Here is a 23409-nt window from a genome sequence, read left to right on the forward strand (position 1 = left end):
TGAGATGATCGAATAAAGGCCGGCGACGGACCTAGTCAGCTCGCGCCAGCACCTCGTCCAGCTTGGCGAAAAACTGCTTCCAGCCGGCATGCGCGCCGCCATAGGCCTGCTTCTGCGTCGGGCTGAAGCCCGCCTGCTCGACGCGCAAATGCGTGCCCGCGTTCGTCGGCGTCAGCGTGAAGGTCACCACGCTTTTCAGATCGAACGCCGCGTCCTCATGCGAGAAGTTCCAGGTATAGGCGAGCGCGCGCTGCGGCTCGATGGTGAGGACCTCGCAGTCCAGCACGCCGCCCCATTCGCCGCGAAGATTGAAGCGATGACCGACGACCGGCTTGAAGTCGTTCTTCATCAGCCATTCCTCGATCAGATGCGGCTGCGTCAGCGCGCGCCAGATCCGCTCGGCCGGAAAGGCAAATTCGCGCTCGATCACCACGGAGCGCATCTCGGCGGCAGCTTCGGTCATTGGTCCATCCTCTTCAGGAGATCGTCGAGTGCATCGAGCCGGTTCTGCCAGAAGCCGGCCATCTGGCCGGTCCAGTCGATCAGCGGATTGAGCGCGCCGGGCTGCGCGCTGTAATGGGTCTGGCGTCCTGCATGGCGGTCGCGCACCAGCCCGGCCTGTTTCAGCGCGCCGAGATGTTTTGAGACCGCCGGCTGGGAAACGCCGGATGTCGCGGTCAGTGCCCCGACCGTCTGCTCGCCCTCCCGGCACAGCCGCTCGAAGATCGCCCGCCGGGTCGGATCAGCGAGCGTCCTGAACAGAAGATCGTGCGCGGCGGACATGTAAAATCCATAACCCATAAGTTATGGATGGACTCATAACCGTAGAGTTATGGATAAGTCAAGTGCGATGGGAGGATGTGGCGCTTCGCTGACGCACCCCTATCCACCGTTATTGCGAGGAGCCCTTGCGACGAAGCAATCCAGTCTGCCTCCCCGGAGGGACTGGATTGCTTCGCGGAGCCTGTCATCGGGCCGCGCTCCGCGCGGACCCGGTGGCTCGCAATGACGGAGAATGTGGCGGCACCGACGAAGGCGGCAAGGACAAGCGGAAGGAGGAGGGCAAGCTTCATGATCGCACCGGGCGCGTGAACCCTTGACGGCCGCATCGGAGGGGGGTGAGAGCCGACTGGCGGTTAGTCGCAAGCCGAACGCCGCGCGTTCAAGTGCCGATGCCTTGCATTCCCGTGGGCAGCCTCGCGCAAGGTTCCAGTCCTAATAATTCGGGAGAAGGGGCGTTCGTAAACCCAGGGTTGTCGCAAAAGGCTGGTGGCGGTCGAACATGTCCGTAGGTCAGAACCTGCCCAACATTACGATCGGCTATTCCCGAGGACGGCTGCTGATGTTTTTCGGCGCCAATCTGCTGCTGACGCTGCTCTGCGCTGCGCTCGCATTCATGTGGCAGCAAGGCAAGAACATCACCACGTTCGAGGTCGCCGCCTGCTACGTCGGCGCGGTGTTTTTCGGCCTTGCCACCTTCAGGATGTTCTGGAGGTTAATCTCCGCCAGGTCGCCGGTCGTCTTCATCAGCCGTGTCGGCATTCGCGACCTCAGGCTCGCCGACGAGACCATCGCCTGGAGCTCCGTGCGGAAGATACAGATCTGGGAGCAGCGCCTGCAGAAGTTCGTGGTGCTCAAGCTCGATCCCCTTGTCGCCGGGCGATTCTCCGGGGGCTTCCTAGGGCGTGCCTTGTCGCTGATGAACAAGACGCTTGGCGCTGACAGCGTGATCGTCAATGCGGGCGGCCTGACCATGGACGTCAGGACATTGCTCGAGACCTGCAAGCAATATTGGGGTGCCGGACGACCGGCCCCTTCGGACCACGCCGTGCCGGAGCCTGAACCGGAGCCCGAGGCTGTCAGCTGAAGCGGCCGAGGAATCGCCGGCATCGGGTAGAATGCCGCGCATCGCAGCGGCGGTCGAAGCAGGTATAGGCTGCGTTGCCGGGTGGTCGCGCGACCCTTAGTCCGCCGTCGGTCCGAGAAGGTTCAATCCTTGCCGCGCTTCTGCCCGGGAACTCGGCGCGGCTGATTTCTGCGAGATTGTCGCGGATCATCAATGTGATAGTCTTCACAGACAGCTGAAATTCGATGTCGTAAGCTCACCCGCGTTTGTGGAGTTCCCCGCAATGGGCGAGATTCGTAACTTCAGATCCGGAAATCATGACGAGCCGCCTCCACACGGCTCGATGCCTCGTCGTCTCGCCGCAATCATCGTCGGTGACATCGCTTCCTACAGCCGCTTGATGCAGGCCGACGAGGAAGGCACGCATGTTCGCGTCAAGCGGATCGAGCGGGATCTCATTGAGCCCAGCATCGTCGAACACCATGGAACGTTGGTGAAGACGACGGGAGACGGCTTCATCGCGATCTTCGACAGTCCCGTCGAGGCCGTTCGCTGCAGCATCGTCATTCAGCAGAATCTCGTCGGGCGCAACGCTTCGCTTCCGAAGGTCTCCCGGATCGAATATCGGATTGGCGTCAATCTTGGCGACGTCATCGTGGAGCCCGACGACGTCTACGGCGACGGCGTCAACATCGCGACGCGCATCGAGGGTATCGCCGAGCCCGGTCAGGTCTACATCTCCGGCGCGATCTACGAGCAGATCAAGCACAAGGTGGTATGCGGCTATGAGTCGCTCGGCGATCGCAAGGTCAAGAACATCACCGATCCGGTGCGCGTCTATCGTGTGCTGCCGGATGCAGATGCGGTCGGGAGGACGCGCGGCCGGCGCGAGAATACCCTAATCTTTCTTCTCGGCGTCACGCTCCTCGTGATCGCTTCCGGCGTGCTGTGGTATCTGCTGTCGCAGCCGTCGGGCAGGGTGAACCAACAGGCCGCCGCGCCGACTGTTGCTCCGGTCGCATCACCGAGCCCGCAACCTGCACCGCGAGAAGCCGCGACACAAACCCCGCAGCCGTCTCCTTCATTGGCGGCATCGTCTCCATCGCCCACTCCGGCACCAAGTGCTTCGGCGCCAAGTGCTCCGGCGTCAAGTGCTTCCGCGCCAAGTGCTTCGACGTCAAGTCCAGCACCAAGCCCATCGGCCACGCCGTTCCGCGAACCCGAGATGATCGCCATTCGCGGCGGCAGCTTTGCGATGGGAAGCAATGACGATCCGACCGAACGTCCCGTCCACCAGGTCACGGTCAAGCCGTTCTCGATCGGCAAATATCCGGTGACCGTGCAGGAATGGAACGAATGCGCGGCTGCAAAGGCGTGCGGCTTCACCGCCATCGGCAAGGACGATGCGCCGATCACCAATGTGAGCTGGACCGACGCGCAGCAATATGCGGCCTGGCTCGCGCGGACCACGAAGAAGTCGTATCGGCTTCCGAGCGAAGCCGAATGGGAATACGCCGCGCGCGGCGGGACGCAGACGAAATATTGGTGGGGCGACAAGCTCCAGCCGGGCATGGCGGGATGCAAGGATTGCGGTGACCTCGCGGCCGAGCAGCCGGCGAAGGTCGGCAGCTTCAAGCCGAATCCGTTCGGCCTCCACGACATGGGGGGCGGTGTCGATCAGTGGGTCGAGGACTGCTGGCGCAAGACCTATCAGGGCGCCCCAGGTGACGGCTCGGCATGGAACGGCGGGGACTGCTCGTCGCATGTCCTGCGCTCGGGTTCATGGAAGAACGATTCGAGATATGTGAGGCCGTCCAACCGCGATGGCTACGATACCAATGTTCGTTATCCGACGCATGGATTCCGCGTTGCTCTAAGTCCTTAAGTGGTGGAGTCATTTCGATGCAGATCATTCGTTGCGCCGCCCTGGCGGCGGCGCTTGCATTGCTGCCGGGCGTCGCCTATCCGCAGGGCAAGACCGCTCCCAAAGACGCCAAGCTTTATTTCATCACCCCGCGTGACGGGCAGAAGGTTCGCGGCGGGTTCTGGGTCCGGTTCGGCTTGCGCAACATGGGCGTGACGCACGCCGGCGACGAGTACCAGAACGCCGGCCATCATCATTTGCTGGTTGACGTCAAGGATCCCATCGATCCCAAGGAGCCAATCCCGCAGGACAAGTCGCATCTGCACTTCGGGGCCGGGCAGACCGAAACCCTGCTCGAACTTCCCCCCGGGACGCACACGCTGCAACTGGTGCTGGGCGACGCAAAGCACTACCCGTTCGAGCCGCCTGTCGTATCGGAGAAGATCACCATACGTGTCAGGCAGCCGGTCGAGCGCGGGAGATGATCACCGCAGGCTGGCGTTGAACTTGTCCAGCGCCGCCGAGCCCGGGCACAGCGTATCCGCTTCCAGCGTATTGAGCGGCGTCTCGACCGTGTTGAGATGCGCGTGCAGGTCTTCCGCATCGGGATCGACGTAGAGCAGACCGGTGACGATCTGGCCCTTGGCGGCGTGCTTCTGCAGGAAGGTCTGGGCGCCGAGCCGGTCGTGCGGGTCGTAATCCGCGTCGATCTTGCGCAGCGCGATCTTGCTGCCGTCGTGCTGCTCGACCACCTGCACCGTTCCCGGCGCGTAATCGACGGCGATGGGATCGCGGCCGACCAGCACGTCGAGCCGGTTCACGGCGTCATTGTGCTCGCGCACATAGTCGAAGCTCTTGGTCGAGCCGGCGTGGTTGTTGAAGGCGATGCAGGGGCTGATGACGTCGATGAAGGACGCGCCCTTGTGGCGGATCGCGGCGGCGATCAGCGGCACCAGCTGGGTCTTGTCGCCGGAGAACGAGCGCGCGACGAAGGTGGCCCCGAGCTGCAGCGCAATCGCGACGAGGTCGATCGCGTTGTCGGTGTTGGTGACGCCTTTCTTGGACTTCGAGCCGCGGTCGGCGGTCGCCGAGAACTGGCCCTTGGTCAGGCCATAGACGCCGTTGTTCTCGACGATATAGGTCATGTTGACGCCGCGGCGGATCGAATGCGCGAACTGGCCGAAGCCGATCGAGGCGGAATCGCCGTCGCCGGAGACGCCGAGATAGATCAGATCGCGGTTGGCGAGGTTGGCGCCGGTCAGCACGCTGGGCATGCGGCCGTGCACGGAGTTGAAGCCGTGCGAATTGCCGAGGAAATAGTCCGGCGTCTTCGACGAGCAGCCGATGCCCGAAATCTTCGCGACCCGGTGCGGTTCGATCGAGAGCTCGTAGCAGGCCTCGATGATCGAGGCCGTGATCGAGTCGTGGCCGCAGCCGGCGCACAGCGTCGAGATCTTGCCCTCGTAGTCGCGGTGCGTGTAGCCGAGCTCGTTCTTCTTCAGGCCCGGATGATGGAATTTCGGCTTGGCAATATAGGTCATCAAATCACCTGCAGATTCTGGCCCGTCATGGCCGGGCTCGTCCCGGCCATCCACGTCTTGGCGGCAGGGAAAAATGGCGTGGATGCCCGGGTCAAGCCCGGGCATGACGGAGGAGAGAGCAATGCGCAAATCATGACACGGCCTTGCGGAGCGGGGTCACCTTGAGGTGATCCTGGTGGTCGCCAATGGCTTTTGCGATGAAACGGGCGGTGATCGGGGTGCCGTCATAATGCACGATCGGCACGAGGCGCACCGGGTCGATGCCGTTCTCGTTGACGATGAGCTGGCGGAGCTGGGCGTCGCGGTTCTGTTCGACCACGTAGACGAAGTCGTGCTCGGCGAGGAAGCTCGCCACGCTCGAGTGGAACGGGAAGGCGCGGATGCGCAGGCGGTCGAGCTGATGTCCGCGCGCTTCCAGCAGGCCGATCGCCTCGTCCATCGCGGGCGAGGTCGAGCCGAAATAGATCATGCCATATTTGGTCGGCCGTTCCGCGTTGGCCTGGAGTGGGCGCGGGACCAGGTCCTGCGCGGTCTCGAACTTGCGCACCAGACGCTGCATGTTGTCGGCATAGACCGAGCCTTCCTCGGAGTAGCGCGCATAGCGGTCGCGCGAGGTGCCGCGGGTGAAATAGGAGCCCTTCGTCGGATGCGTGCCGGGATAGGTGCGGTAGGGAATGCCATCGCCGTCGACGTCGAGATAGCGGCCGAAGTCGCGGCCTTCCTCCAGCATCTCCGTGGTCATCACCTTGCCGCGGTCATACTGTTTCGCGTCGTCCCACTTCAGCGGGCGGCAGAGACGGTGGTTCATCCCGATGTCGAGGTCGAGCATCAGGAAAATCGTGGTCTGGAGCCGTTCGGCAAGATCGAATGCGGCCGCCGCGAATTCGAAGGCCTCGGCCGGATCTTCCGGGAACAACAGCACATGCTTGGTGTCGCCATGCGAAGCATAGGCGCAGGCGATGATGTCGCATTGCTGGGTGCGGGTCGGCATGCCGGTCGAGGGACCGGCGCGCTGGATGTTCATGATCACGGCCGGGATCTCCGCGAAATAGGAGAGGCCGATGAACTCGGTCATCAAGGAAATGCCGGGGCCGGAGGTCGCGGTGAAGGCGCGGGCGCCGTTCCAGGAGGCGCCAATGACGATACCGATCGAAGCCAGCTCGTCCTCGCCCTGCACGATGGCGTATTTCGCCTTGCCCGTTTCAGGGTCGTGCCGGTACTTCTTGCAGTGGGCGGTGAAAGCCTCCGCCACCGACGAGGACGGCGTGATCGGATACCAGGCGCACACGGTGGCGCCGCCATAGACCGCGCCGAGCGCGGCGGCGCTGTTGCCCTCGATGAAGATGCGGTCGCCGACCTTGTCGGTTTTCTTCACCCGCAGCCCGATCGGGCATTTCAGGTTCTGTAGCGCCCAGTCGCGGCCGAGATGCAGCGCATGAACGTTGGAGGAGAGCAGCTTCTCCTTGCCCTTGTACTGCTCGCCGATCAGCTGCTCGATCAGCTTCGGGTCCATGTCGAGCAGCGCCGAGAGGCTGCCCAGATAGATGATGTTCTTGAACAGCTGGCGCTGGCGCGGATCGGTGTAGGTCGAGTTGGTGATCGCGGTGAGCGGCACGCCGATCACGGTGATGTCGTCGCGGAATTTGGTCGACGGCATCGGCTTGGTGGAATCGTAGAACAGATAGCCGCCGGGCTCGATGCCGGCGACGTCCTTGTCCCAGGTCTGCGGATTCATCGCCACCATCATGTCGACGCCGCCACGGGCGCCGAGATGGCCGTCTTCCGTCACCCGCACTTCGTACCAGGTCGGCAGGCCCTGGATGTTGGAGGGGAAGATGTTGCGGGGGGAGACCGGCACGCCGTGGCGCAGGATCGCGCGCGCGAACATCTCGTTGGCGCTGGCCGAGCCCGAGCCGTTGACGTTGGCGAAACGGACGACGAAGTCGTTTACGCTGCTGAGCGGCTTTTTGTCGGACATGTCGAACCTGCGTGGGTCATCTCGATGAAATATTTCTGCATGTCCCAGGCTCCGGTGGGACAACGCTCCGCGCACAGCCCGCAATGCAGGCAGACGTCCTCGTCCTTGACCATCACGCGCCCGGTCTTGAGGTCACTGGAGACGTAGAGGTCCTGGTCCGGATGCGGCGAGGGCGCCTTCAGGCGATGGCGCAGGTCGCTTTCCTCGCCATTGTCAGTGAAGGTGATGCAGTCCATCGGGCAGATGTCGGCGCAGGCGTCGCACTCGATGCAGAGCGAGGTCGAGAACACGGTCTGGACGTCGCAGTTCAGGCAGCGCTCGGCTTCGCCCAGCGCCAGCTTGACGTCGTAGCCGAGCTCGACCTCGGTGCGGATGTCCTTCAGCGCGATCACCTTGTCGCGATGCGGCACCTTGAAGCGCTTGTCGTTGGAGATGTCGTTGTCATAGCTCCATTCGTGGATGCCCATCTTCTGCGAGGAGATTTGCACCTCCGGCAGCGGCCGTTCGGTGATGTCGTCGCCCGAGAGCATCTTGTGGATCGACAGCGCGGCATCATGGCCCTGCGCCACGGCCCAGATGATGTTCTTCGGGCCGAACGCGGCGTCGCCGCCGAAGAACACTTTCGGATTGGTCGAGACGAAGGTCTTCGGATCGACCTTGGGCATGTGCCATTTGTCGAACTCGATGCCGCAATCCTGCTCGATCCAGGGGAAGGCGTTCTCCTGGCCGACCGCGACCAGCACGTCGTCGCAGGGAATGGTCTGATCGGGGTCGCCCGAAGGCACCAGATTGCGGCGGCCTTTGGCGTCGTATTCGGCTTTGACGTGCTGGAAGGTGACGCCGATGAGCTTGCCGGCGACATGCTTGAATGCCACCGGGACCATGTAGTTGAGGATCGGGATGTCCTCGTGGATCGCGTCTTCCTTCTCCCAGGGCGAGGCCTTCATCTCCTCGAAGCCGGAGCGCACAATGACTTTCACGTCTGTGCCGCCGAGGCGGCGCGCGGTGCGGCAGCAATCCATCGCGGTGTTGCCGCCGCCGAGCACGATCACGCGTTTGCCGATCTTGTCGGTGTGGCCGAACGACACCGAGGACAGCCAATCGATGCCGATATGGATGTTGGCGGCAGCTTCCTTCCGGCCGCGAACATCGAGCTCGCGTCCGCGCGGTGCGCCGGAGCCGACGAAGATCGCGTCATATTTCTCCGCGAGCAGCGCCTTCATGCTCTCGATGCGATGGCCGCCTTTGAACTCGACGCCGAGACCCAGGATGTAGCCGGTCTCCTCGTCGATGACCGAATTGGGCAGGCGGAATTTCGGGATTTGCGTGCGCATCATGCCGCCGGCTTCCGGATCGCCGTCGAACACGGTGCAGTGATAGCCGAGCGGGGCAAGGTCGCGCGCCACCGTCAGCGAGGCGGGGCCACCGCCGACGAACGCAACGCGCTTGCCGTTCTTCGGCGAGGGGCGCGGCAGGCGCTGCCTGATGTCGTCCTTGAAATCGGCGGCGACGCGCTTGAGGCGGCAGATCGCCACCGGCGTCTCCTCGACGCGTCCGCGACGGCACGCCGGCTCGCATGGACGATCACAGGTGCGTCCCAGAATTCCCGGGAACACGTTCGATTTCCAATTGATCATGTAGGCGTCGCTGTAGCGGCCTTGTGCGATCAGTCGGATGTATTCGGGAACCGGGGTGTGTGCAGGACAGGCCCACTGGCAATCGACCACTTTGTGAAAGTAGTCGGGGGCCGCGATGTCGGTCGGTTTCATTCCTACCCTGTCCGCACAGGCCCAAAGACCCGGCGGCCTTTTCTTGAGCTTGGCGAACGCTAATGCGCGTCGATCTGGTTTATGAATGACGTCATTGGGTTAGCTTATTAGAACCGTTCCGAAGTACAACGACAAATTTGCGCGATCACCTGCTTTCATAGGTGCTGCGCGCGCTCAGCATTAACGGCCGCACGCAAGATGCGTGCGGTGCAATATGTTGCGTTGCGGATGGCCGCTAGCCGGACGCGATATCGCTCTTCGCGAGATCCCACATCAGGCTGTAAGTGCCGACGGAGACGGGAAGCGGGAAGGGCGATGCGGCGGGGCCGGTGAAGCGTTCGGCAATGACAGCGGAGACCGCGCCGACATGCGTGCCGTCGATCAGCACGAACCAGTCGCGCGCGCCCTCACTGCGCTCCGCTGGAATGTCTGCGGTCGCGCCCGACAATTCCGGCTCGCTTTCGAGCAGATGCATCGAGATGATGCCTTCGCGCTCCCCGGGCGTCAGCTTTTCGTGCAGTGCATCACGCCATGTCCCGGCATTGTCGGCGCTCGGCCGCAGCCGCACCAGCCCGAGTGCTGCGCCGCGACCGGTGCCCTTGCTGATGGTGATGCGCGCGACCACGCGCAGCATGTTCTTGAAAAGGGCCATGGTCCGCCGCGACCATTCGGTCTGGTTGGCGAGGCGGGCCCGGTAGGCGGGACTGTCGAGCACGTCGAGCGTTGCGGTCGAGTACAGCGAGAGATATTTGGGGTTGGCGGCATGCGCGACATAGCGCCGCGCCTCCAGGAAACCCTCGATCGCGACGCGCTCTTCCAGATGCTCGCGATCGTACCAGCGGTTGAAATCGGCTTCGTCCGCTGCGTCGATATTCATCGACGTCAGCAGCATGCCTGTCCCGGCGAGCGGCATTGTTCTTGTCCTTCCCATTCAGACCCTCATGGCGAGGAGCCACGAAGTGGCGTCTCGAACCATGAAGGCCCCGCTGCTACATCTCGGCCCCCATCCTTCGAGACGCGCTCCCTTTGGAGCGCTCCTCAGGATGAGGAGATCGATCTAGCGCGCGGCTTTCGACGCGAGATCGGCGATCGACTTCATGACCGCGTCCCGCACGCCGGCATCATAGAGCGAATGTCCGGCTTCTTCCACGATCCGAATCTCGGAACCCGGCCAAACTTTCGCAAGCCGCTCGGATGTCTCAGGAGGGCACAACAGATCGTAGCGGCCCTGCACGATGATGCCGGGAATGCCGGCGAGCTTGCCCGCGTTCCGCAACAGCTGGTTGTCCGTCAAGAAGCTGTCGTGGACGAAATAATGCGCTTCCATGAACGGCGTCGCGGGCAGCGTGCGCCACACGTTCAGCGATGCGAGGTCCAGCCGCGTCTTGGCTGCCTTGTGCTCAGACAAGACGCGCTCGGTGTCGTGCCAGGCCCGCGCGGCGGGGCCATGCGCGGCCGGATCGGCATCGAGGATGCGGCGCCAATAGGCGTCCACCGGGTGTGCGCGCTCATCGGGCGGCAGCACGCTGAGAAAATCCTCGTAGAGCGCCGGATAGAATTGCGACAGGCGCGATGTGAAAGCGGTTTCGACCTCGGCGCGGGTGCCCAGGAAGGTTGCGCGGAGCGCAATGCCGGAGACGCGTTCGGGATGGGCCTCGGCATAAGCCAATGCCAGCGTCGCGCCCCAGGAGCCGCCGACCACCATCCAGCGGTCGAAGCCGAATTTCTCGCGGATCTTCTCAATGTCCGCGATCAGATGCGCCGTCGTGTTGTTTTCGCGCGATCCCTTGGGCCGGCTGCGGCCGCAGCCGCGCTGGTCGAACAGCACCGCGCAGAAGCGTTCGGGATCGAACAGCTTGCGATGGTCGGGTTGGCAGCCGCTGCCGGGCCCGCCGTGCAGATAAATGGCGGGGATGCCATCGTTGCGGCCGACGCTCTCGACATAGAGCTCGTGACCGTCGCCGACATCGAGCATGTCGGAGGTCAGCGGCGCAAAGGGATCGGCACGTTTGGCGGCTGTGCCTGCGTCGGCGTCAGGCATCATTCCCGGATTCCAGAGTGCCGCCGGCGAAATTGCGATAGAGGAAGCGGTTGGTCTCGCCCTCGGCCTCGCGCTCGGCCTGCTTGAAGATGGTCTCGTGCAGCGGCGACAGCGCGCAGGCCGGATCGGTGTTGGCGGCGTCGCCCGTCAGCGCAAAGGCCTGGCAGCGGCAGCCGCCGAAATCGATCTCGCGGAATTCGCAGGACTTGCACGGCTCCTTCATCCAGCCGGTGCCGCGATAGCGGTTGAAGGCGTCGGAGTTCTGCCAGATCCAGGCGATCGAATGGTTGGAGCGCACGGACTCGAACTCGAGCCCGGTGATGCTCTCGGCGGCGTGGCACGGCAGCACCTTGCCGGCGGGCGAGATGTTGAAGAACTGCCGGCCCCAGCCGCCCATGCACTTCTTCGGCCGTAGCGCGTAATAGTCCGGTACCACGTAGTCGATGGCGAGCGTGCCCTTCAGCCGCTCGCGCGCCTCCTCGACGATGCGGGTGCATTCGTCGAGCTGCGCGACCGTCGGCATCAGCGCGGCGCGGTTCTTCAGCGCCCAGCCGTAATATTGGACATTGGCGACCTCGAGCCGGTCGGCATCGAGATCAATCGACATCTGGATGATGTCGGGGAGCTGATGCAGGTTCTGCCGGTGCATCACCGCGTTCACGGTGAGCGGCAGATCGAGCTCGCGCGTCCATTTCGCCACTTCGAGCTTCTTGCGGTGCCCGTTTTTATAGCCGGCGACGCGGTCGGCGAGACCTTCTTCAACGCCCTGGAAACTGATCTGCACGTGACAGAGCCCAGCATCGGCCAGCTCGCTCAGCCGCTCGCGCGTCAGCAGCACGGCCGAGGTGATCAAATTGGTGTAGAGGCCGGCGTCGCTGGCATGCTTGACCAGCTCGACGAGGTCCTTCCGCGCCGTCGGCTCGCCGCCGGAGAAATGCACCTGGAGCACGCCGATCTCGGCGAGCTCGCTCAGCACCTTCTTCCATTCGTCGGTGGTCAGCTCCTTGCCGGAGCGGTCGAGCTCGACGGGATTGGAGCAATAGGGGCATTGCAGCGGGCAGCGATGCGTGATCTCGAGCAGCACGGCGAGCGGAATGCCGAACGTCTCCGCAGTCGAGCGGCTCTTCTCCAGCACCGCGAGACTGTCGCTGGCGTCAGGCGGGACGGTCGGGAGCACATCGCTCATGACGTCTTCTCCCGGGCCTCGGTGAGGAAGCCCTTGTCGGCGAGATCCTGGAGCATGACGATGACGTCGGCCAGGATCGCCTCGCGCGGCGCGGCGTATTTCGCGGCCAGCTGGTCCGCGACGTCGCCGACATTGCGCTCGCCGTCGCAGAGCTGCAAGACCTCGACCGCGATCTCGTCGGGCGCCAGCACCCGTTCCGGCGCCAGGATCACCCAGACCTTGCGCGTCTCGTCATATTTCAGCTTGGCATGTCGCGGCAGCACCGGGCGGCTTGCCTCGCTGACGCTGATGTTCCGCGGCCCGGCCATTGCGCTTGTCCCTCAGCTCGCTTTGGGCACGAAGGCGCCCGGCGGAATGTGGCCCTCGACATAGGCGTGCTGGAGCGCGTCCAGCTGCACCCACAGCACGTTGGTCTTGAAGATCAGCGCGTTGCAGACGGAGGCGCGCTGCTCCGGCGTCGTGGCATGCGCCTTGACGTAGTCGAGCGCGAAGCCGGCATCGCGCGGCGCCTGCGCCAGCCGCCGCTTGAAGTAGCTCATGATATCAGGATTGACGAAGTCGTAGTGCTCCAGCATGCCGGAGATGCGCTCCTCGTGCAGGTTCGGCGCGAACAATTCGGTGAGCGAGGACGCGATCGCCTCCAGCGGGCTCTTCTCGCGGCAGTAATGGACATAGGCTTCGACCGCGAAGCGCGTCGCCGGCAAGATACCTTCGGTCGATTCCACATAGGCCGTGTCGAGACCGAGGCCTTCGGTCAGCTTCAGCCAGCGCTCGATGCCGCCCTCGGAGCCGACGTCGCCGTCATGGTCCTCGATGCGGTGGCGCCATTCCAGCCGCGTGGCGCGGTCGCGGAAGCGCGAGATCACCACGGCGTCCTTGATCGGGATTGTGCTCTGGTAATAGTAGCGGTTCAGCGCCCAGGCCTGCACTTGGCCCTTGTTGAGCTTGCCGCCGTGCAGCAGCTTATGAAACGGGTGCAGGCTGTGATAGCGCGTCGCCCCGATATGGCGCAGCGTCGCCTCAAGCTCCTCGGCCGAGTTGAGCCTGATGTCCTTGCCGATCGAGAGCGCGGTTATTCCAGTCAGTGACGCGGCATTCACAGCACGATCTCCGTTCCGTCGGCGGGTATCCGCCAGCCCGCGGCCTCAAGCGCTTTGCGCTCGGGCGTATCGGGCAGCAGCGCCGGATTCGAGTTATTGATATGCAGAAACATCTTCCTGTCGAGAGTGAGGTCGGCGAGGCGCGCGATCGCGCCATCGTGACCGGACATCGCGACATGGCCCATGCTCTTGCCGGTCTTGTGGCCGAGCCCGGCCTTGATCATCTCGTCATCCTGCCAGACCGTGCCGTCAAAGAACACCAGCGCGGCGCCGTCGATCTCGGCCTTGAGCGCATCGGTCACCTCGGCGCAGGCGGCGATGAAGTAGAAGCACTTGCCGGTTGATTTGTCCGTGATCTTGAGCCCCAGCGTATCGCCGTCGCCGGTCTCGCCGCCGGGATGCGCCTTGCCTTCCAGATACCACGCCGACTTGCCCGGTACCGCGAAGGGCAGCACCTCTATCCCCGCGCGCGTGCCATCAGGCAGCCGCGGCTCGAACGGCTCGTGGATGGAAATCGGCTGGCGCTGTACGTTCTTCTCGTTCAGCACGTTGAAGATGCTGTTGCTCTTCAGGATCGCCAGCACCTTCTGATGCGCATAGACCGTGAAGGGCGAGCCCTCGCGCATCGACAGCAGGCCCGCGACCGCATCCACCTCGCTGTTGGTCAGGATCACGCCTGCAACAGGCGTATGGCGCAGCGCGCTGGCCTTGGGATGCAGTTGCGGCGTGGCGTTCAATTGCTGGCGAAGGTCGGGGGAAGCGTTGATCAGGAACCAGTGCTCGCCGTCGCCGCTGAACGCGACCGAGGCCTGGGTTCTCTGAAGCTCCTGGCCGTTTTGACGGGCCGCCCGGCAGCCCTCACACCCGCAATTCCATTGCGGGACTCCGCCGCCGGCCCCGGCGCCCAGGACGACGACGCGAAGCATAATACGTCTCCTGGAGGGAACGTCGCGAGGTGGATCTCAGGCCGACACGGATGCCGACAAAGTTCACGACTTCCGGAAACCTATCGTGACCGAAAGATCCACCTGCGCAGAAACCACCAACCGCTTACTTGCGGGTGGCGCTCACATACATGTTGATTTCCATGCCACAGGGCACTTCGACGATCTTCGGGGCTTTCCAGGCCATTTGGCTCTCCATTTCACGAATTCGGACGTATCCGCCCGATGGTTAAAGTAATGCGAGCGGAAAACTTCGCTAGTGAAATCTTCCCGAGAAAGCCATGTTGCGCCGCGAAAATGATGGTGGAACATCACTTCCCGTGACGCTGCCTTGCGTATGGCGCATTCGGTCGCGAACCCTGTCCTGATAAAGCAGTTGTGAGTGCAGTGCAGCTTTCAATCCGGTACAGGCCTCCCAATTTGGACCCTCGTGATGCCCAGATACTTCTTCAACACCCGCATCGGCGACGAATTGATCGTGGATCCCGACGGAGAGGACCTGCGTAACCCCGATCGCGCCTGGGAGGTCGCCCGCCAGATGATCCTGGAGGTGGTGAAGTCGGAGGGCGCCCAGCCGGCGCTGATGGAGGCCGTCATCGAGGTGACCGACGACGACGGGGAGATCGTGCTCGAATTCCCCTTCACCGAGGCCCTGCTGGACATGCCGGACGAGTCCGCGACCAGGCATTGAGGCCCCCGCGCTCTTTCCCCCGTCATTGCGAGGAGCCCTTGCGACGAAGCAATCCAGACTGTCTCCGCGGAGGGATTCTGGATTGCTTCGCTTCCGCCGTCGCTCTTCGAGCTATGGCGGACAAGTCGCTCGCAATGGCGGGAAATGAGGCACTATCCGGCGCCAAACCCGCTCTTCCTCCGCGCGAAATCCGCATGGCTTTGCCGCGTTCCCGGCGCTAAAAGACGCCGGTTAAACGGAGCAAGCCATGCAAGATCTCTGGCGCCTGTCGGCCGCCGACCTCGCCACCCTCGTCAAATCCAAAAAGGTCTCCGCCAGGGAGGCGGCCAAGGCCGGATTGGCCCGCCTGGACGCCGTCAATCCCCAGCTGAACGCGGTGATCGACCACCGGCCGGAGGATGTGCTCAAGCAGGCTGACGCCGTCGATGCCGCCATCGCCCAGGGAGAAGATCCCGGTGTGCTCGCCGGCGTGCCCGTCACCATCAAGGCCAATGTCGACCAGGAAGGCTTTGCCACCACCAACGGCCTGAAACTCCAGCGCGACCTGATCGCGCGCGAGGACAATCCGGTGGTGGCCAATTTCCGGAAAGCGGGCGCCATTCTCCTTGGCCGCACCAATTGCCCGGCCTTCTCCTATCGCTGGTTCACCACCAATCTGGTCCATGGCGACACCAAGAACCCCCGCGATGCCTCGCTGACGCCGGGCGGCTCGTCCGGTGGTGCCGGCTCGGCGGTCGCGGCCGGCATCGGCCATATCGCCCACGGCACTGATATCGCCGGCTCGATCCGCTATCCCGCCTATGCCTGCGGCGTCCACGGCCTGCGCCCGACCTTGGGCCGCATCCCAGCCTTCAACCCGGCGCTGCCGGAGCGTCCGATCGGGCCGCAGATCATGGCCGTGTCGGGCCCGCTGGCGCGCACCATCAACGATCTCAGGATCTCGCTCGAAGCCATGTCAGCCCGCGACATCCGCGACCCCTGGTTCGTGCCGGTCCCACTGCAGGGCCCCGCGCGGCCGAAGCGCGCCGCGCTCTGCCTCAATCCGGACGGCCTTGCGACCAAACCGGAGGTGAAGGCGGCGGTGACTGACGCCGGCAAGCGGCTGGAGCGCGCCGGCTGGACTGTCGAGGTCATCGAGAACACGCCGCCGATGCGCGAGGCGGTCGAGTGGCAGAGAAAACTCTGGCTTGGCGATGGCTACGAGGCGCAGCTGGACATGGCTGAGCGCGAAGGCGATCCCGGTGCGCTGGCCTGCCTGCGCGGCAATCGCGCCAAGGTTACGCCGATGGACCAGGCGGACTACGCCAAGGCGCTCACGCGACGCGCGACGCTGACCCGCGACTGGATGCTGTTCTTCGAGAAATATGCCGTGGTGCTCACGCCGGTGTCCGGCGAGTTGCCGTTCCCGGATCATCTCGACCGCAAGGACAGTGAGTCCTTCGAGCGCGTCTGGGAGGCGCAGATGCCGCAAATCGCGACCCCGTTCATGGGACTGCCGGGCCTCGTGGTCTCCACCGGTCTGGTCGGCAAGGCGCCTGTCGGCGTGCACATCGTGTCCGGCCGCTATCGCGAGGATCTGTGTCTGCTCGCAGGCGAAGCGATCGAGGCGGGCGGCGTGCCGCCGTCGCCGATCGATCCCGTGGGTTAGCGATGTCTGTGATCTACGACTTCAAGGCCAACTCGCTTCTCGGCGAGGAGGTGCCCATGCGCCGTTTCGAAGGGCAGGTGCTCTTGATCGTCAACACCGCGAGCAAATGCGGCTTCACGCCGCAATATCGCGGGCTGGAGGATCTCTATCGCGACCTCTCGCCGCGCGGCTTCTCGGTGCTCGGCTTTCCCTGCAATCAGTTCGGCGCACAGGAGCCGGGCCAGGCGAGCGAGATCCAGTCCTTCTGCTCGACCAACTACGATGTCACCTTTCCTCTGTTCGAGAAGATCGACGTCAACGGCGCCCACGCGCACCCTCTGTACGAGTACCTGAAACGCCAGCAATCCGGCCTGCTGGGCGCCTCCATCAAATGGAATTTCACCAAGTTCCTGGTGGACCGTGCCGGCAAGGTGATCGCGCGCTACGCGCCGACCGCCCGTCCCGAAGGATTGCGGCAGCAAATCGAGACCCTGTTATGAGCGAGACAATCATGAGCGACGAATTTCCGGACCGCCTGTCGGTCGACCCGAACAGCCCCTATTACAACGCGGATATTCTCTCGCGCGACGTCGGCATCCGCTTCAAGGGTGTCGAGAAGACCAATGTCGAGGAGTACTGCATCAGCGAAGGCTGGGTCCGCGTCACCGCCGGCAACGCCAAGGACCGCTACGGCAACCCGCTGACCATCAAGGTGCATGGTCCGGTCGAGCCGTATTTTAGGGATAAGAAATAGTTTGAGTTGAGCGCGCGCCGCGAGGTGCGCCGTCATGCCCGGGCTTGTCCCGGGCATCCACGTTCTTCGAGGCGGCCGAGACGTGGATGGCCGGGTCAAGCCCGGCCATGACGAGACGAGAGAGCCCGCGAGAAAGACAACCCATGTCCGTCCGCATCGTTGACGTCCGCGAGATCACGAAGCCGATCTCATCGCCGATCCGCAACGCCTATATCGACTTCACCAAGATGACGACGAGCCTCGTCGCCGTCGTCACTGACGTCGTCCGCGACGGCAAGCGCGTCGTCGGATACGGCTTCAACTCCAACGGCCGCTACGGGCAGGGCGGCCTGATCCGCGAGCGCTTTGCCCCGCGCATCCTGGAGGCCGATCCGAAGTCGCTGCTGAATGCGGCCGCTGACAGTCTCGACCCCGACAAGGTCTGGGCCGCGATGATGACCAACGAGAAGCCGGGCGGCCATGGCGAGCGCTCGGTCGCGGTCGGCACCATCGACATGGCGGTGTGGGACGCGGTGGCGAAGATCGCAGGCAAGCCGCTGTTCCGCCTGCTCGCCGAACGTCACGGCGTGAAAGCAAATCCGCGCGTGTTCGTCTACGCCGCCGGCGGCTATTATTATCCCGGCAAGGATCTCTTGATGCTGCGCGGCGAGATGCGCGGCTATCTCGATCGCGGCTACAACGTCGTGAAGATGAAGATCGGCGGCGCGTCGATTGAGGATGACCGCACCCGCATCGAGGCGGTGCTGAAGGAGATCGGTAAGGACGCGCAGCTCGCAGTCGATGCCAATGGCCGCTTCGATCTCGAGACCGGCATCGCCTACGCCAAGATGCTGCGGGACTACCCGCTGTTCTGGTACGAGGAAGTCGGCGATCCCCTCGACTACGCGCTGCAGGCCGCGCTCGCCGAATTCTATCCGGGCCCGATGGCGACAGGCGAAAACCTGTTCAGCCACCAGGACGCGCGCAATCTCATCCGCTACGGCGGCATGCGCCCGGATCGCGACTGGCTGCAATTCGACTGCGCACTGTCCTATGGCCTCTGCGAATACCAGCGCACGCTAGAGGTCCTGAAAACCTACGGCTGGTCGCCGAGCCGCTGCATCCCGCACGGCGGCCACCAGATGTCCCTCAACATCGCAGCCGGCCTCGGCCTCGGCGGCAACGAGAGCTACCCCGACCTGTTCCAGCCCTACGGCGGCTTCCCGGATGGTGTGCGCGTCGAGAACGGCCACATCACCATGCCCGACCTGCCGGGCATCGGCTTCGAAGGCAAGTCGGATCTCTACAAGGAAATGAAGGCGCTGGCGGAGTAGCCCGACTGCTACACCACACTCCGTCATTGCGAGCGCAGCGAAGCAATCCAGAATCTCTCCACGGAGCCAGTCTGGATTGCTTCGTCGCAAGGGCTCCTCGCAATGACGGCGTGGCGAAAGCCTGCGCTTTTTTATTGCCCTTATCGCAGGCGTTCCTCGCCATCATCTTTTGGTTGTGCTATCATGAAAGCTCTCCTCAGCTGAGCACGATCATGAAGCAGCCTTGCGTTTACATGTTCGCCAACCGTCGCAATGGAACGATCTACACAGGCGTAACTTCCAATCCGCCGCGCCGTGCGTTCGAGCATCGCGAGGGGTTGGTGAAGGGCTTCTCGTCGAAGTACGGTTGCAAGCTGCTCGTCTGGTACGAGCTGCATGCGACAATGACCGATGCGATCGCACGCGAGAAGCAGATCAAGGGCGGTAGCCGGGAAAAGGCGCCAATCCGGACTGGATGGATTTGTACGAGACGCTGATCTGACCTTGAGCCCAAGTCCCCGGATGCGCACTCCGTCATTGCGAGCGCAGCGAAGCAATCCAGGCTGCCACCGCCGAGGGATTCTGGATTGCTTCGCTGCGCTCGCAATGACGGTGGAGAAAGTCTGCCATCCCTGACGACAGGGGTACCCTCACACCCGCTGCAGCAGCGGCCGCAGCGTGCGGATGTCCGTCACAGCCTCAATCCCATACACCGCCTTGATCAACTGCTCCGCCTTCTCCGCCCCCACCACCGGCACAATCAGATCGCGCGCCTTGTCGATGACCTCGTCGCGCGTCATCGGGTTGCGCGGCGTGCCGCGCACGGCGGTGACGCGCTCGGAGAGGCGGCTTCCATCAGTGAGCTCGATCTCGACGATGGCGACGCGCACCGGCAATAGTTTGGCCAGCTCCTCGTCGCGCACCAGATTCACCTTGGCGCGCTCCTTCAAAACCGCCGCGTCCTGCATGCGCGGCTTGTCATGTGCGGCGTGGAACGAGGCGGTCTTGTCGAGCAGCATCACGGCGACCATGTGCTGGAGACAGATGTCGGGGATGTCGCGGTTGTCCACGACCTCGGCGACCGACGGCGCAAGACGTACGGTGACGCGCTTGACCTCTCCGGCCTCGAACGCCTGCTTGCTGCGGATGGCGTAGACCGCATCGAGCGGTCCCTGGATCGGTGAACCCACCGTCCATTTCTTGATGTCGGTGCCTGCGATCTCGTAACGCTCGCCAAGCTTCTCCACGAGTTTGCCGGTCGCAGCCTTCGGCGCATAGGCCAGGAAGTAATTGTCTGGCCCTGAGAACACGTCGTCGACGCCGTTCCAGTCCGAACGCACCAGCAGTGCCGACGTCACGCCGTTGCGGGCCGGCATGCCGGCGAACACAAACCCTTTCTCGATATGGTCGACGTCGCGCCGCCACACGATGAAGCCGGAGGATTGCTGCGCGGCATAGTCGAGCACCCAGCGCATCCGGCGCGCGTCGAAGCCGGCGACGCTAGCCGCCGCAGCGGAAGCGCAGAACGTGCCGGAAATGCTGTGCGTGCTCAGCACGCTTTCATAGCTGAAATCGGCCCCGCCCATCGCCATCACCACGCGCGTGCCGACGTCATAGCCGAGCGTCACCGCACGCAGAAAATGGGCGCCGTCGATTCCGAGGTGTTCGCCGAGCGCAAGTGCCGCGGGAACAGTCGAACTGCCGGGATGCGAGCGCGACGGGCTGTGCGAATCGTCGGTCTCGTCGGCATGCGCCATGACGCCGTTGGCAAGCGCAGCCTCGACTGGCGACGCGGTGAGCGATGTGCCGGCAATGGTCGATGTCCCCTGCGCAGCATTGGCGCGAATGTAGCGCTGCGCCGCCTGACCGGGCGGCAGCTCCGATCCTGATATCATCGACGCCAGCGTGTCGAGGATGTGGTGCTTTGCTTGTTCGACGACTTCGGGCGGCAGCGCGCGGGTTTTCGCAGCGCTCATGTAGTCGCACAGCGCCGTCATTTCTGGCCCGGAGCCAGATCCCTCCGCGAAACTGCGTGCGGGCGAAAGCGAGAGGCTGGTTGCCGCTGCGGCGGTTAGCCTGAGAAAGTCGCGTCGTTTCATGGTGTCCCGTCTTTGGTGCAGGAGTTCGATGAAACGGATAGCGCTTATGACAGGCGGATGTCCAGCCGGCGGCGCATCCACAATCCCGCTGTCATGCCCCGCGAAGGCGGGGCATCCAGTACGCCGCGGCGAATGTGGTTAGGGCGAGCTCTTCAACGCCGGCCTCTGGAATACTGGATCGTCCGCCTTCGCGGACGATGACACCGTCTCTGGAGCGACATCTCGGTGCTTACGACAGCCGCATATCCAGCAGCCTGCGCCCCTCGCCCTTCAGCAGCTTCTTCACCGCGCTCGACGCCACGACCTCGCCGTCATTGGCGTAGGCTTCGTGGTTCTTCTCGATGTCGTCGAGGCGATAGAGGTAGTTGACCATCACGCCGGCGGACTCGCGCGCGCCTTTCGGCGAGAGGTCGCCGAGCCAGTTGATGCGCTCGAGCCGTGCGCCGTTGCCGAGGTGGAAGCGGGCGACGGAATCGATCAGCTTGCCCTTCGGCGTGCGCGCCTTCAGGAAGTAATAGGCCGCGAGCGGCTCGATCACGGTGCGGAGCAGCGTCGTCGTCTCGGGGTTCTCGAACCATTTGGGATCGTCGAGGCGCTTCAGGATCTCGCGGTCTTCGTCCGACAGCGGCAAGTCCTTGTCCTGCTTCACCCATTGCATGAAGCCCGGCACCGGCGACAGCGTCACGAAGGTGTCGAGTTTTGGCGTCTCGCGGCGCAACTCTTCCACCACCTGCTTGATCAGGAAGCTGCCGAAGGAGATGCCGCCAAGCCCGCGCTGGGTGTTGGAGATCGAATAGAACACCGCGGTGCGCGCGCGCTCGATCGGCAGATGTTGACGGTCGACCGCCAGCAGCGGCGCGATCGCACCGGGGATCGTCTCGGTCAGCGCGACCTCGACGAAGATCAGCGGCTCGTCGACCATGGCGGGATGGAAGAAGGCGTAGCAGCGCCGGTCGACCGGATCGATGCGGCGGCGCAAATCGTCCCAGTCGCTGATCTCGTGCACGGCTTCGTAACGGATGATCTTTTCGAGGATGTTGGCCGGGGTCGACCAGTCAATCCGGCGCAGCACGAGAAACCCCCTGTTGAACCACGACGAGAGAAGGTGCGAGACGTCGCGATCGAGCGCGGCGAGATCGGTGTGACCGTTCATCATGCCGAGCAGATCGGCGCGCATGTTGACGAGATCGCCGGTGCCGCCCGGCGCGCGGTTGAGGCGGCGGATCAGCTCCTGCCGGCGCGGCTCGGAGGCGAAGTGCAGCGAGCTCGCGTCTTCGTCGCTGGGCTTGGCGCGCCATTTTTCGATCGCCTTGGACAGGCGTTCGCGATCGGGGCCGAAATCGCGCACCAGGGCTTCGAAGAAGGCGCGGCGTCCTGCCGCATCCAACTCCTGGTAGATGTCCAGCACCTCACGCGCCATGGCAGTGCCCGAAGCTTCGCCCCGGCCCGACAGCAGCGCACCGCAAAGCTCGATCAGGCCTTCGGCATCGTGCTTGGTGTCGTCGGAATCCCCGCGGCGCAGCAGTGTGCGGCCGCGATCGGAGATGGTGGCGAGCAGGTCTGAGAAGAAGGCGTTGGCCATCTGGTCGTTTCGATTCCGGTTTGTGCGATGCGGAAGCTTACACGGGATTTAGGCGGAAGCCGATCACAATCAAGCAGGGGAATTTTGTATCTTTCGTGGTGCCATGCGCCACCAGGAAAGCTGTCATGCCCCGCGAGGGCCGTTGCGCTCCACAACCGCTGTCATGCCCCGGCTTGACCGGGGCATCCAGTACGCCGCGGCCTCTCGGCTCAATCACGGCCGTCTCTGGAATACTGGGTCGCCCGGTCAAGCCGGGCGACGACACCGTGACTATTTCCTCGCAAACTCCGTCGGTGTCCGCCCCGTCACCTGACGGAATGCCGCCGAAAACGCCGGCACGCTGGCATAGCCGAGCTGGGTGGCGAGCTGCTTCACCGACACATTGGCGTCGGTCGACAGCCGCTGGATCGCTGCCGCAACCCTTGCGCGCTGGCACCAGCTTTTGAAGCTCAATTGCGTCTCGGTCGAAAACAGCCGCGACAACGTACGCGCGGAGGTTCCGACCTCGCGCGCCAGCGTGTCGATGTCGTGCAGGCCGGTGGGATCGTCGAGCACGATCATCGCGGCGCGCCGGCAGCGCGGCTCGTGCGGCAGCGGCACGAAGGTCGCGGAATCCTCGGCCTGGTGCAATTCCAGCATCACCAGGCGGACCAGCAGCTCGGTGCGCTCCTCGGTGTTGCGCGCGTCGAACAGCGCGAGGATCGCCTGATTGAGCAGCGGCGATACCCGCACCACGAATTCCTTGGTCAGCCCCTCATAGCGTTGCTCGCGCTTGAGCCAGGGCAGGTCGAAATACAGCGTGCGCATCTCGATGTCGGCGAGCAGGTCGATGGCATGCTCGAGCCCGGCCGGTACCCAGACCGCGCGGTCCGGCGGCACCAGCCAGCGTCCCCCGGGCGTCGTCACCTGCATCGTGCCCTTGGCGGCATAGATCAGCTGCGCCTCTCGGTGCATGTGCAGATCGATCCGCATGCCCTTGGGATAGTCGCGCGCGACCAAGTGCACGCCCGCGGGCGAGCGATGGTTGCTCCGGACCTCCCGGAGGATTGGCGTTTCCAAGACAGTCATTGGCAGCATCCCGTCATGCCCAGGACA

The 23409-nt window shown here is 63.9% G+C and carries 23 protein-coding genes and 1 pseudogene; 9 read left to right on the forward strand and 15 right to left on the reverse strand.

The window, feature by feature from the left end; all coding sequences use genetic code 11:
- Positions 1-31: 31 nt before the first annotated feature.
- Together QJT78_RS02440 and QJT78_RS02445 are read right to left on the reverse strand one after the other, a co-directional pair.
- Positions 32-463: an SRPBCC domain-containing protein gene (locus tag QJT78_RS02440; protein ID WP_014492803.1), complete on the reverse strand. Its 432-nt coding sequence runs from the start codon at positions 461-463 to the stop codon at positions 32-34.
- Complete coding sequence (locus QJT78_RS02445; RefSeq protein ID WP_028147048.1) at positions 460-783, reverse strand: metalloregulator ArsR/SmtB family transcription factor; 324 nt, start codon at positions 781-783, stop codon at positions 460-462. The genes QJT78_RS02440 and QJT78_RS02445 overlap by 4 nt, the downstream gene beginning before the upstream one ends.
- A 499-nt stretch (positions 784-1282) precedes the next feature.
- Here QJT78_RS02445 and QJT78_RS02450 point away from each other — a divergent pair, with 499 nt between their 5' ends.
- The 3 genes from QJT78_RS02450 to QJT78_RS02460 all read left to right on the forward strand — a co-directional run bounded on the left by QJT78_RS02450 (position 1283) and on the right by QJT78_RS02460 (position 4195).
- Complete coding sequence (locus QJT78_RS02450; protein ID WP_028147046.1) at positions 1283-1867, forward strand: STM3941 family protein; 585 nt, start codon at positions 1283-1285, stop codon at positions 1865-1867.
- A gap of 262 nt (positions 1868-2129) precedes the next feature.
- On the forward strand, positions 2130-3731 hold the full coding sequence (locus QJT78_RS02455) for an SUMF1/EgtB/PvdO family nonheme iron enzyme (RefSeq protein ID WP_038941840.1): 1602 nt from the start codon (positions 2130-2132) through the stop codon (positions 3729-3731).
- Positions 3732-3748: 17 nt separating this feature from the next.
- Positions 3749-4195 (forward strand): DUF4399 domain-containing protein, encoded by a 447-nt coding sequence (locus tag QJT78_RS02460; RefSeq protein WP_028147044.1) that lies wholly within the window; start codon positions 3749-3751, stop codon positions 4193-4195.
- Here QJT78_RS02460 and QJT78_RS02465 read toward each other — a convergent pair whose 3' ends face one another.
- From QJT78_RS02465 to pqqA, 10 genes are all read right to left on the reverse strand, one after another.
- The gene (locus QJT78_RS02465) at positions 4196-5251 is read right to left on the reverse strand and encodes a 2-oxoacid:ferredoxin oxidoreductase subunit beta (protein WP_014492810.1); all 1056 of its coding nucleotides are present in this window, start codon (positions 5249-5251) and stop codon (positions 4196-4198) included.
- 130 nt (positions 5252-5381) lie between these two features.
- Positions 5382-7229 (reverse strand): 2-oxoacid:acceptor oxidoreductase subunit alpha, encoded by a 1848-nt coding sequence (locus QJT78_RS02470; RefSeq protein WP_038941841.1) that lies wholly within the window; start codon positions 7227-7229, stop codon positions 5382-5384.
- The gene (locus tag QJT78_RS02475) at positions 7199-8998 is read right to left on the reverse strand and encodes an FAD-dependent oxidoreductase (RefSeq protein ID WP_028147043.1); all 1800 of its coding nucleotides are present in this window, start codon (positions 8996-8998) and stop codon (positions 7199-7201) included. Before QJT78_RS02475 ends, QJT78_RS02470 begins: the two co-directional genes overlap by 31 nt.
- A 235-nt stretch (positions 8999-9233) precedes the next feature.
- Positions 9234-9911, reverse strand: coding sequence for a DUF4286 family protein (locus QJT78_RS02480; protein WP_028147042.1), 678 nt, complete (start codon positions 9909-9911; stop codon positions 9234-9236).
- A 144-nt stretch (positions 9912-10055) separates the two neighbouring features.
- The gene (pip, locus tag QJT78_RS02485) at positions 10056-11042 is read right to left on the reverse strand and encodes a prolyl aminopeptidase (RefSeq protein ID WP_028147041.1); all 987 of its coding nucleotides are present in this window, start codon (positions 11040-11042) and stop codon (positions 10056-10058) included.
- Positions 11032-12225, reverse strand: coding sequence for a pyrroloquinoline quinone biosynthesis protein PqqE (gene pqqE, locus QJT78_RS02490; protein WP_028147040.1), 1194 nt, complete (start codon positions 12223-12225; stop codon positions 11032-11034). Before pqqE ends, pip begins: the two co-directional genes overlap by 11 nt.
- Positions 12222-12533: a pyrroloquinoline quinone biosynthesis peptide chaperone PqqD gene (gene pqqD / locus QJT78_RS02495; protein ID WP_028147039.1), complete on the reverse strand. Its 312-nt coding sequence runs from the start codon at positions 12531-12533 to the stop codon at positions 12222-12224. Before pqqD ends, pqqE begins: the two co-directional genes overlap by 4 nt.
- A gap of 12 nt (positions 12534-12545) precedes the next feature.
- A complete protein-coding gene (gene pqqC, locus QJT78_RS02500) occupies positions 12546-13325 on the reverse strand; it encodes a pyrroloquinoline-quinone synthase PqqC (protein ID WP_028147038.1) in 780 nt (259 codons plus the stop codon).
- A complete protein-coding gene (gene pqqB / locus QJT78_RS02505; protein WP_028147037.1) occupies positions 13322-14251 on the reverse strand; it encodes a pyrroloquinoline quinone biosynthesis protein PqqB in 930 nt (309 codons plus the stop codon). The genes pqqC and pqqB overlap by 4 nt, the downstream gene beginning before the upstream one ends.
- Before the next feature lie 124 nt (positions 14252-14375).
- Positions 14376-14456 carry a pyrroloquinoline quinone precursor peptide PqqA gene (gene pqqA / locus QJT78_RS02510; protein ID WP_007595659.1) on the reverse strand — a complete coding sequence of 27 codons (81 nt, stop codon included), beginning with the start codon at positions 14454-14456 and terminating at the stop codon, positions 14376-14378.
- Positions 14457-14702: 246 nt separating this feature from the next.
- Here pqqA and QJT78_RS02515 point away from each other — a divergent pair, with 246 nt between their 5' ends.
- The 6 genes and pseudogenes from QJT78_RS02515 (at position 14703) to QJT78_RS02540 (ending at position 19135) form a co-directional block, all read left to right on the forward strand.
- Positions 14703-14960: a hypothetical protein gene (locus tag QJT78_RS02515; RefSeq protein WP_028147036.1), complete on the forward strand. Its 258-nt coding sequence runs from the start codon at positions 14703-14705 to the stop codon at positions 14958-14960.
- A gap of 247 nt (positions 14961-15207) precedes the next feature.
- A complete protein-coding gene (locus tag QJT78_RS02520; protein WP_038941844.1) occupies positions 15208-16608 on the forward strand; it encodes an amidase family protein in 1401 nt (466 codons plus the stop codon).
- A 2-nt stretch (positions 16609-16610) separates the two neighbouring features.
- Positions 16611-17087 carry a glutathione peroxidase gene (locus QJT78_RS02525; protein WP_028147034.1) on the forward strand — a complete coding sequence of 159 codons (477 nt, stop codon included), beginning with the start codon at positions 16611-16613 and terminating at the stop codon, positions 17085-17087.
- Entirely contained in the window at positions 17084-17341 is a 258-nt protein-coding gene (locus QJT78_RS02530; protein ID WP_014492823.1) for a DUF3297 family protein, read from the forward strand. The genes QJT78_RS02525 and QJT78_RS02530 overlap by 4 nt, the downstream gene beginning before the upstream one ends.
- Before the next feature lie 143 nt (positions 17342-17484).
- Entirely contained in the window at positions 17485-18654 is a 1170-nt protein-coding gene (gene tarD, locus QJT78_RS02535; protein WP_212480394.1) for a mandelate racemase/muconate lactonizing enzyme family protein, read from the forward strand.
- Between the two features lie 212 nt (positions 18655-18866).
- A pseudogene (locus QJT78_RS02540) lies at positions 18867-19135 on the forward strand (GIY-YIG nuclease family protein).
- A gap of 148 nt (positions 19136-19283) precedes the next feature.
- On the opposite strand, the gene QJT78_RS02545 reads toward QJT78_RS02540, so the two are convergent.
- The 3 genes from QJT78_RS02545 to QJT78_RS02555 form a co-directional block, all read right to left on the reverse strand.
- Complete coding sequence (locus tag QJT78_RS02545) at positions 19284-20732, reverse strand: MmgE/PrpD family protein (protein WP_028147031.1); 1449 nt, start codon at positions 20730-20732, stop codon at positions 19284-19286.
- Positions 20733-20961: 229 nt separating this feature from the next.
- Entirely contained in the window at positions 20962-22314 is a 1353-nt protein-coding gene (locus tag QJT78_RS02550) for a malonyl-CoA decarboxylase (RefSeq protein ID WP_028147030.1), read from the reverse strand.
- 270 nt (positions 22315-22584) lie between these two features.
- A complete protein-coding gene (locus tag QJT78_RS02555; protein WP_028147029.1) occupies positions 22585-23382 on the reverse strand; it encodes a helix-turn-helix transcriptional regulator in 798 nt (265 codons plus the stop codon).
- Positions 23383-23409: the final 27 nt, after the last annotated feature.

The organism is Bradyrhizobium sp. Mp27 (assembly GCF_029953005.1).
GTDB classification, from domain to species: domain Bacteria; phylum Pseudomonadota; class Alphaproteobacteria; order Rhizobiales; family Xanthobacteraceae; genus Bradyrhizobium; species Bradyrhizobium barranii.

Coding starts and splice junctions, on each gene's coding strand:
- QJT78_RS02440 (WP_014492803.1), bottom strand. CDS start 463: ATGACCGAAGCTGCCGCCGAGATGCGCTCCGTGGTGATCGAGCGCGAA.
- QJT78_RS02445 (WP_028147048.1), bottom strand. CDS start 783: ATGTCCGCCGCGCACGATCTTCTGTTCAGGACGCTCGCTGATCCGACC.
- QJT78_RS02450 (WP_028147046.1), top strand. CDS start 1,283: ATGTCCGTAGGTCAGAACCTGCCCAACATTACGATCGGCTATTCCCGA.
- QJT78_RS02455 (WP_038941840.1), top strand. CDS start 2,130: ATGGGCGAGATTCGTAACTTCAGATCCGGAAATCATGACGAGCCGCCT.
- QJT78_RS02460 (WP_028147044.1), top strand. CDS start 3,749: ATGCAGATCATTCGTTGCGCCGCCCTGGCGGCGGCGCTTGCATTGCTG.
- QJT78_RS02465 (WP_014492810.1), bottom strand. CDS start 5,251: ATGACCTATATTGCCAAGCCGAAATTCCATCATCCGGGCCTGAAGAAG.
- QJT78_RS02470 (WP_038941841.1), bottom strand. CDS start 7,229: ATGTCCGACAAAAAGCCGCTCAGCAGCGTAAACGACTTCGTCGTCCGT.
- QJT78_RS02475 (WP_028147043.1), bottom strand. CDS start 8,998: ATGAAACCGACCGACATCGCGGCCCCCGACTACTTTCACAAAGTGGTC.
- QJT78_RS02480 (WP_028147042.1), bottom strand. CDS start 9,911: ATGCCGCTCGCCGGGACAGGCATGCTGCTGACGTCGATGAATATCGAC.
- pip (WP_028147041.1), bottom strand. CDS start 11,042: ATGATGCCTGACGCCGACGCAGGCACAGCCGCCAAACGTGCCGATCCC.
- pqqE (WP_028147040.1), bottom strand. CDS start 12,225: ATGAGCGATGTGCTCCCGACCGTCCCGCCTGACGCCAGCGACAGTCTC.
- pqqD (WP_028147039.1), bottom strand. CDS start 12,533: ATGGCCGGGCCGCGGAACATCAGCGTCAGCGAGGCAAGCCGCCCGGTG.
- pqqB (WP_028147037.1), bottom strand. CDS start 14,251: ATGCTTCGCGTCGTCGTCCTGGGCGCCGGGGCCGGCGGCGGAGTCCCG.
- pqqA (WP_007595659.1), bottom strand. CDS start 14,456: ATGGCCTGGAAAGCCCCGAAGATCGTCGAAGTGCCCTGTGGCATGGAA.
- QJT78_RS02515 (WP_028147036.1), top strand. CDS start 14,703: ATGCCCAGATACTTCTTCAACACCCGCATCGGCGACGAATTGATCGTG.
- QJT78_RS02520 (WP_038941844.1), top strand. CDS start 15,208: ATGCAAGATCTCTGGCGCCTGTCGGCCGCCGACCTCGCCACCCTCGTC.
- QJT78_RS02525 (WP_028147034.1), top strand. CDS start 16,611: ATGTCTGTGATCTACGACTTCAAGGCCAACTCGCTTCTCGGCGAGGAG.
- QJT78_RS02530 (WP_014492823.1), top strand. CDS start 17,084: ATGAGCGAGACAATCATGAGCGACGAATTTCCGGACCGCCTGTCGGTC.
- tarD (WP_212480394.1), top strand. CDS start 17,485: ATGTCCGTCCGCATCGTTGACGTCCGCGAGATCACGAAGCCGATCTCA.
- QJT78_RS02545 (WP_028147031.1), bottom strand. CDS start 20,732: ATGAAACGACGCGACTTTCTCAGGCTAACCGCCGCAGCGGCAACCAGC.
- QJT78_RS02550 (WP_028147030.1), bottom strand. CDS start 22,314: ATGGCCAACGCCTTCTTCTCAGACCTGCTCGCCACCATCTCCGATCGC.
- QJT78_RS02555 (WP_028147029.1), bottom strand. CDS start 23,382: ATGACTGTCTTGGAAACGCCAATCCTCCGGGAGGTCCGGAGCAACCAT.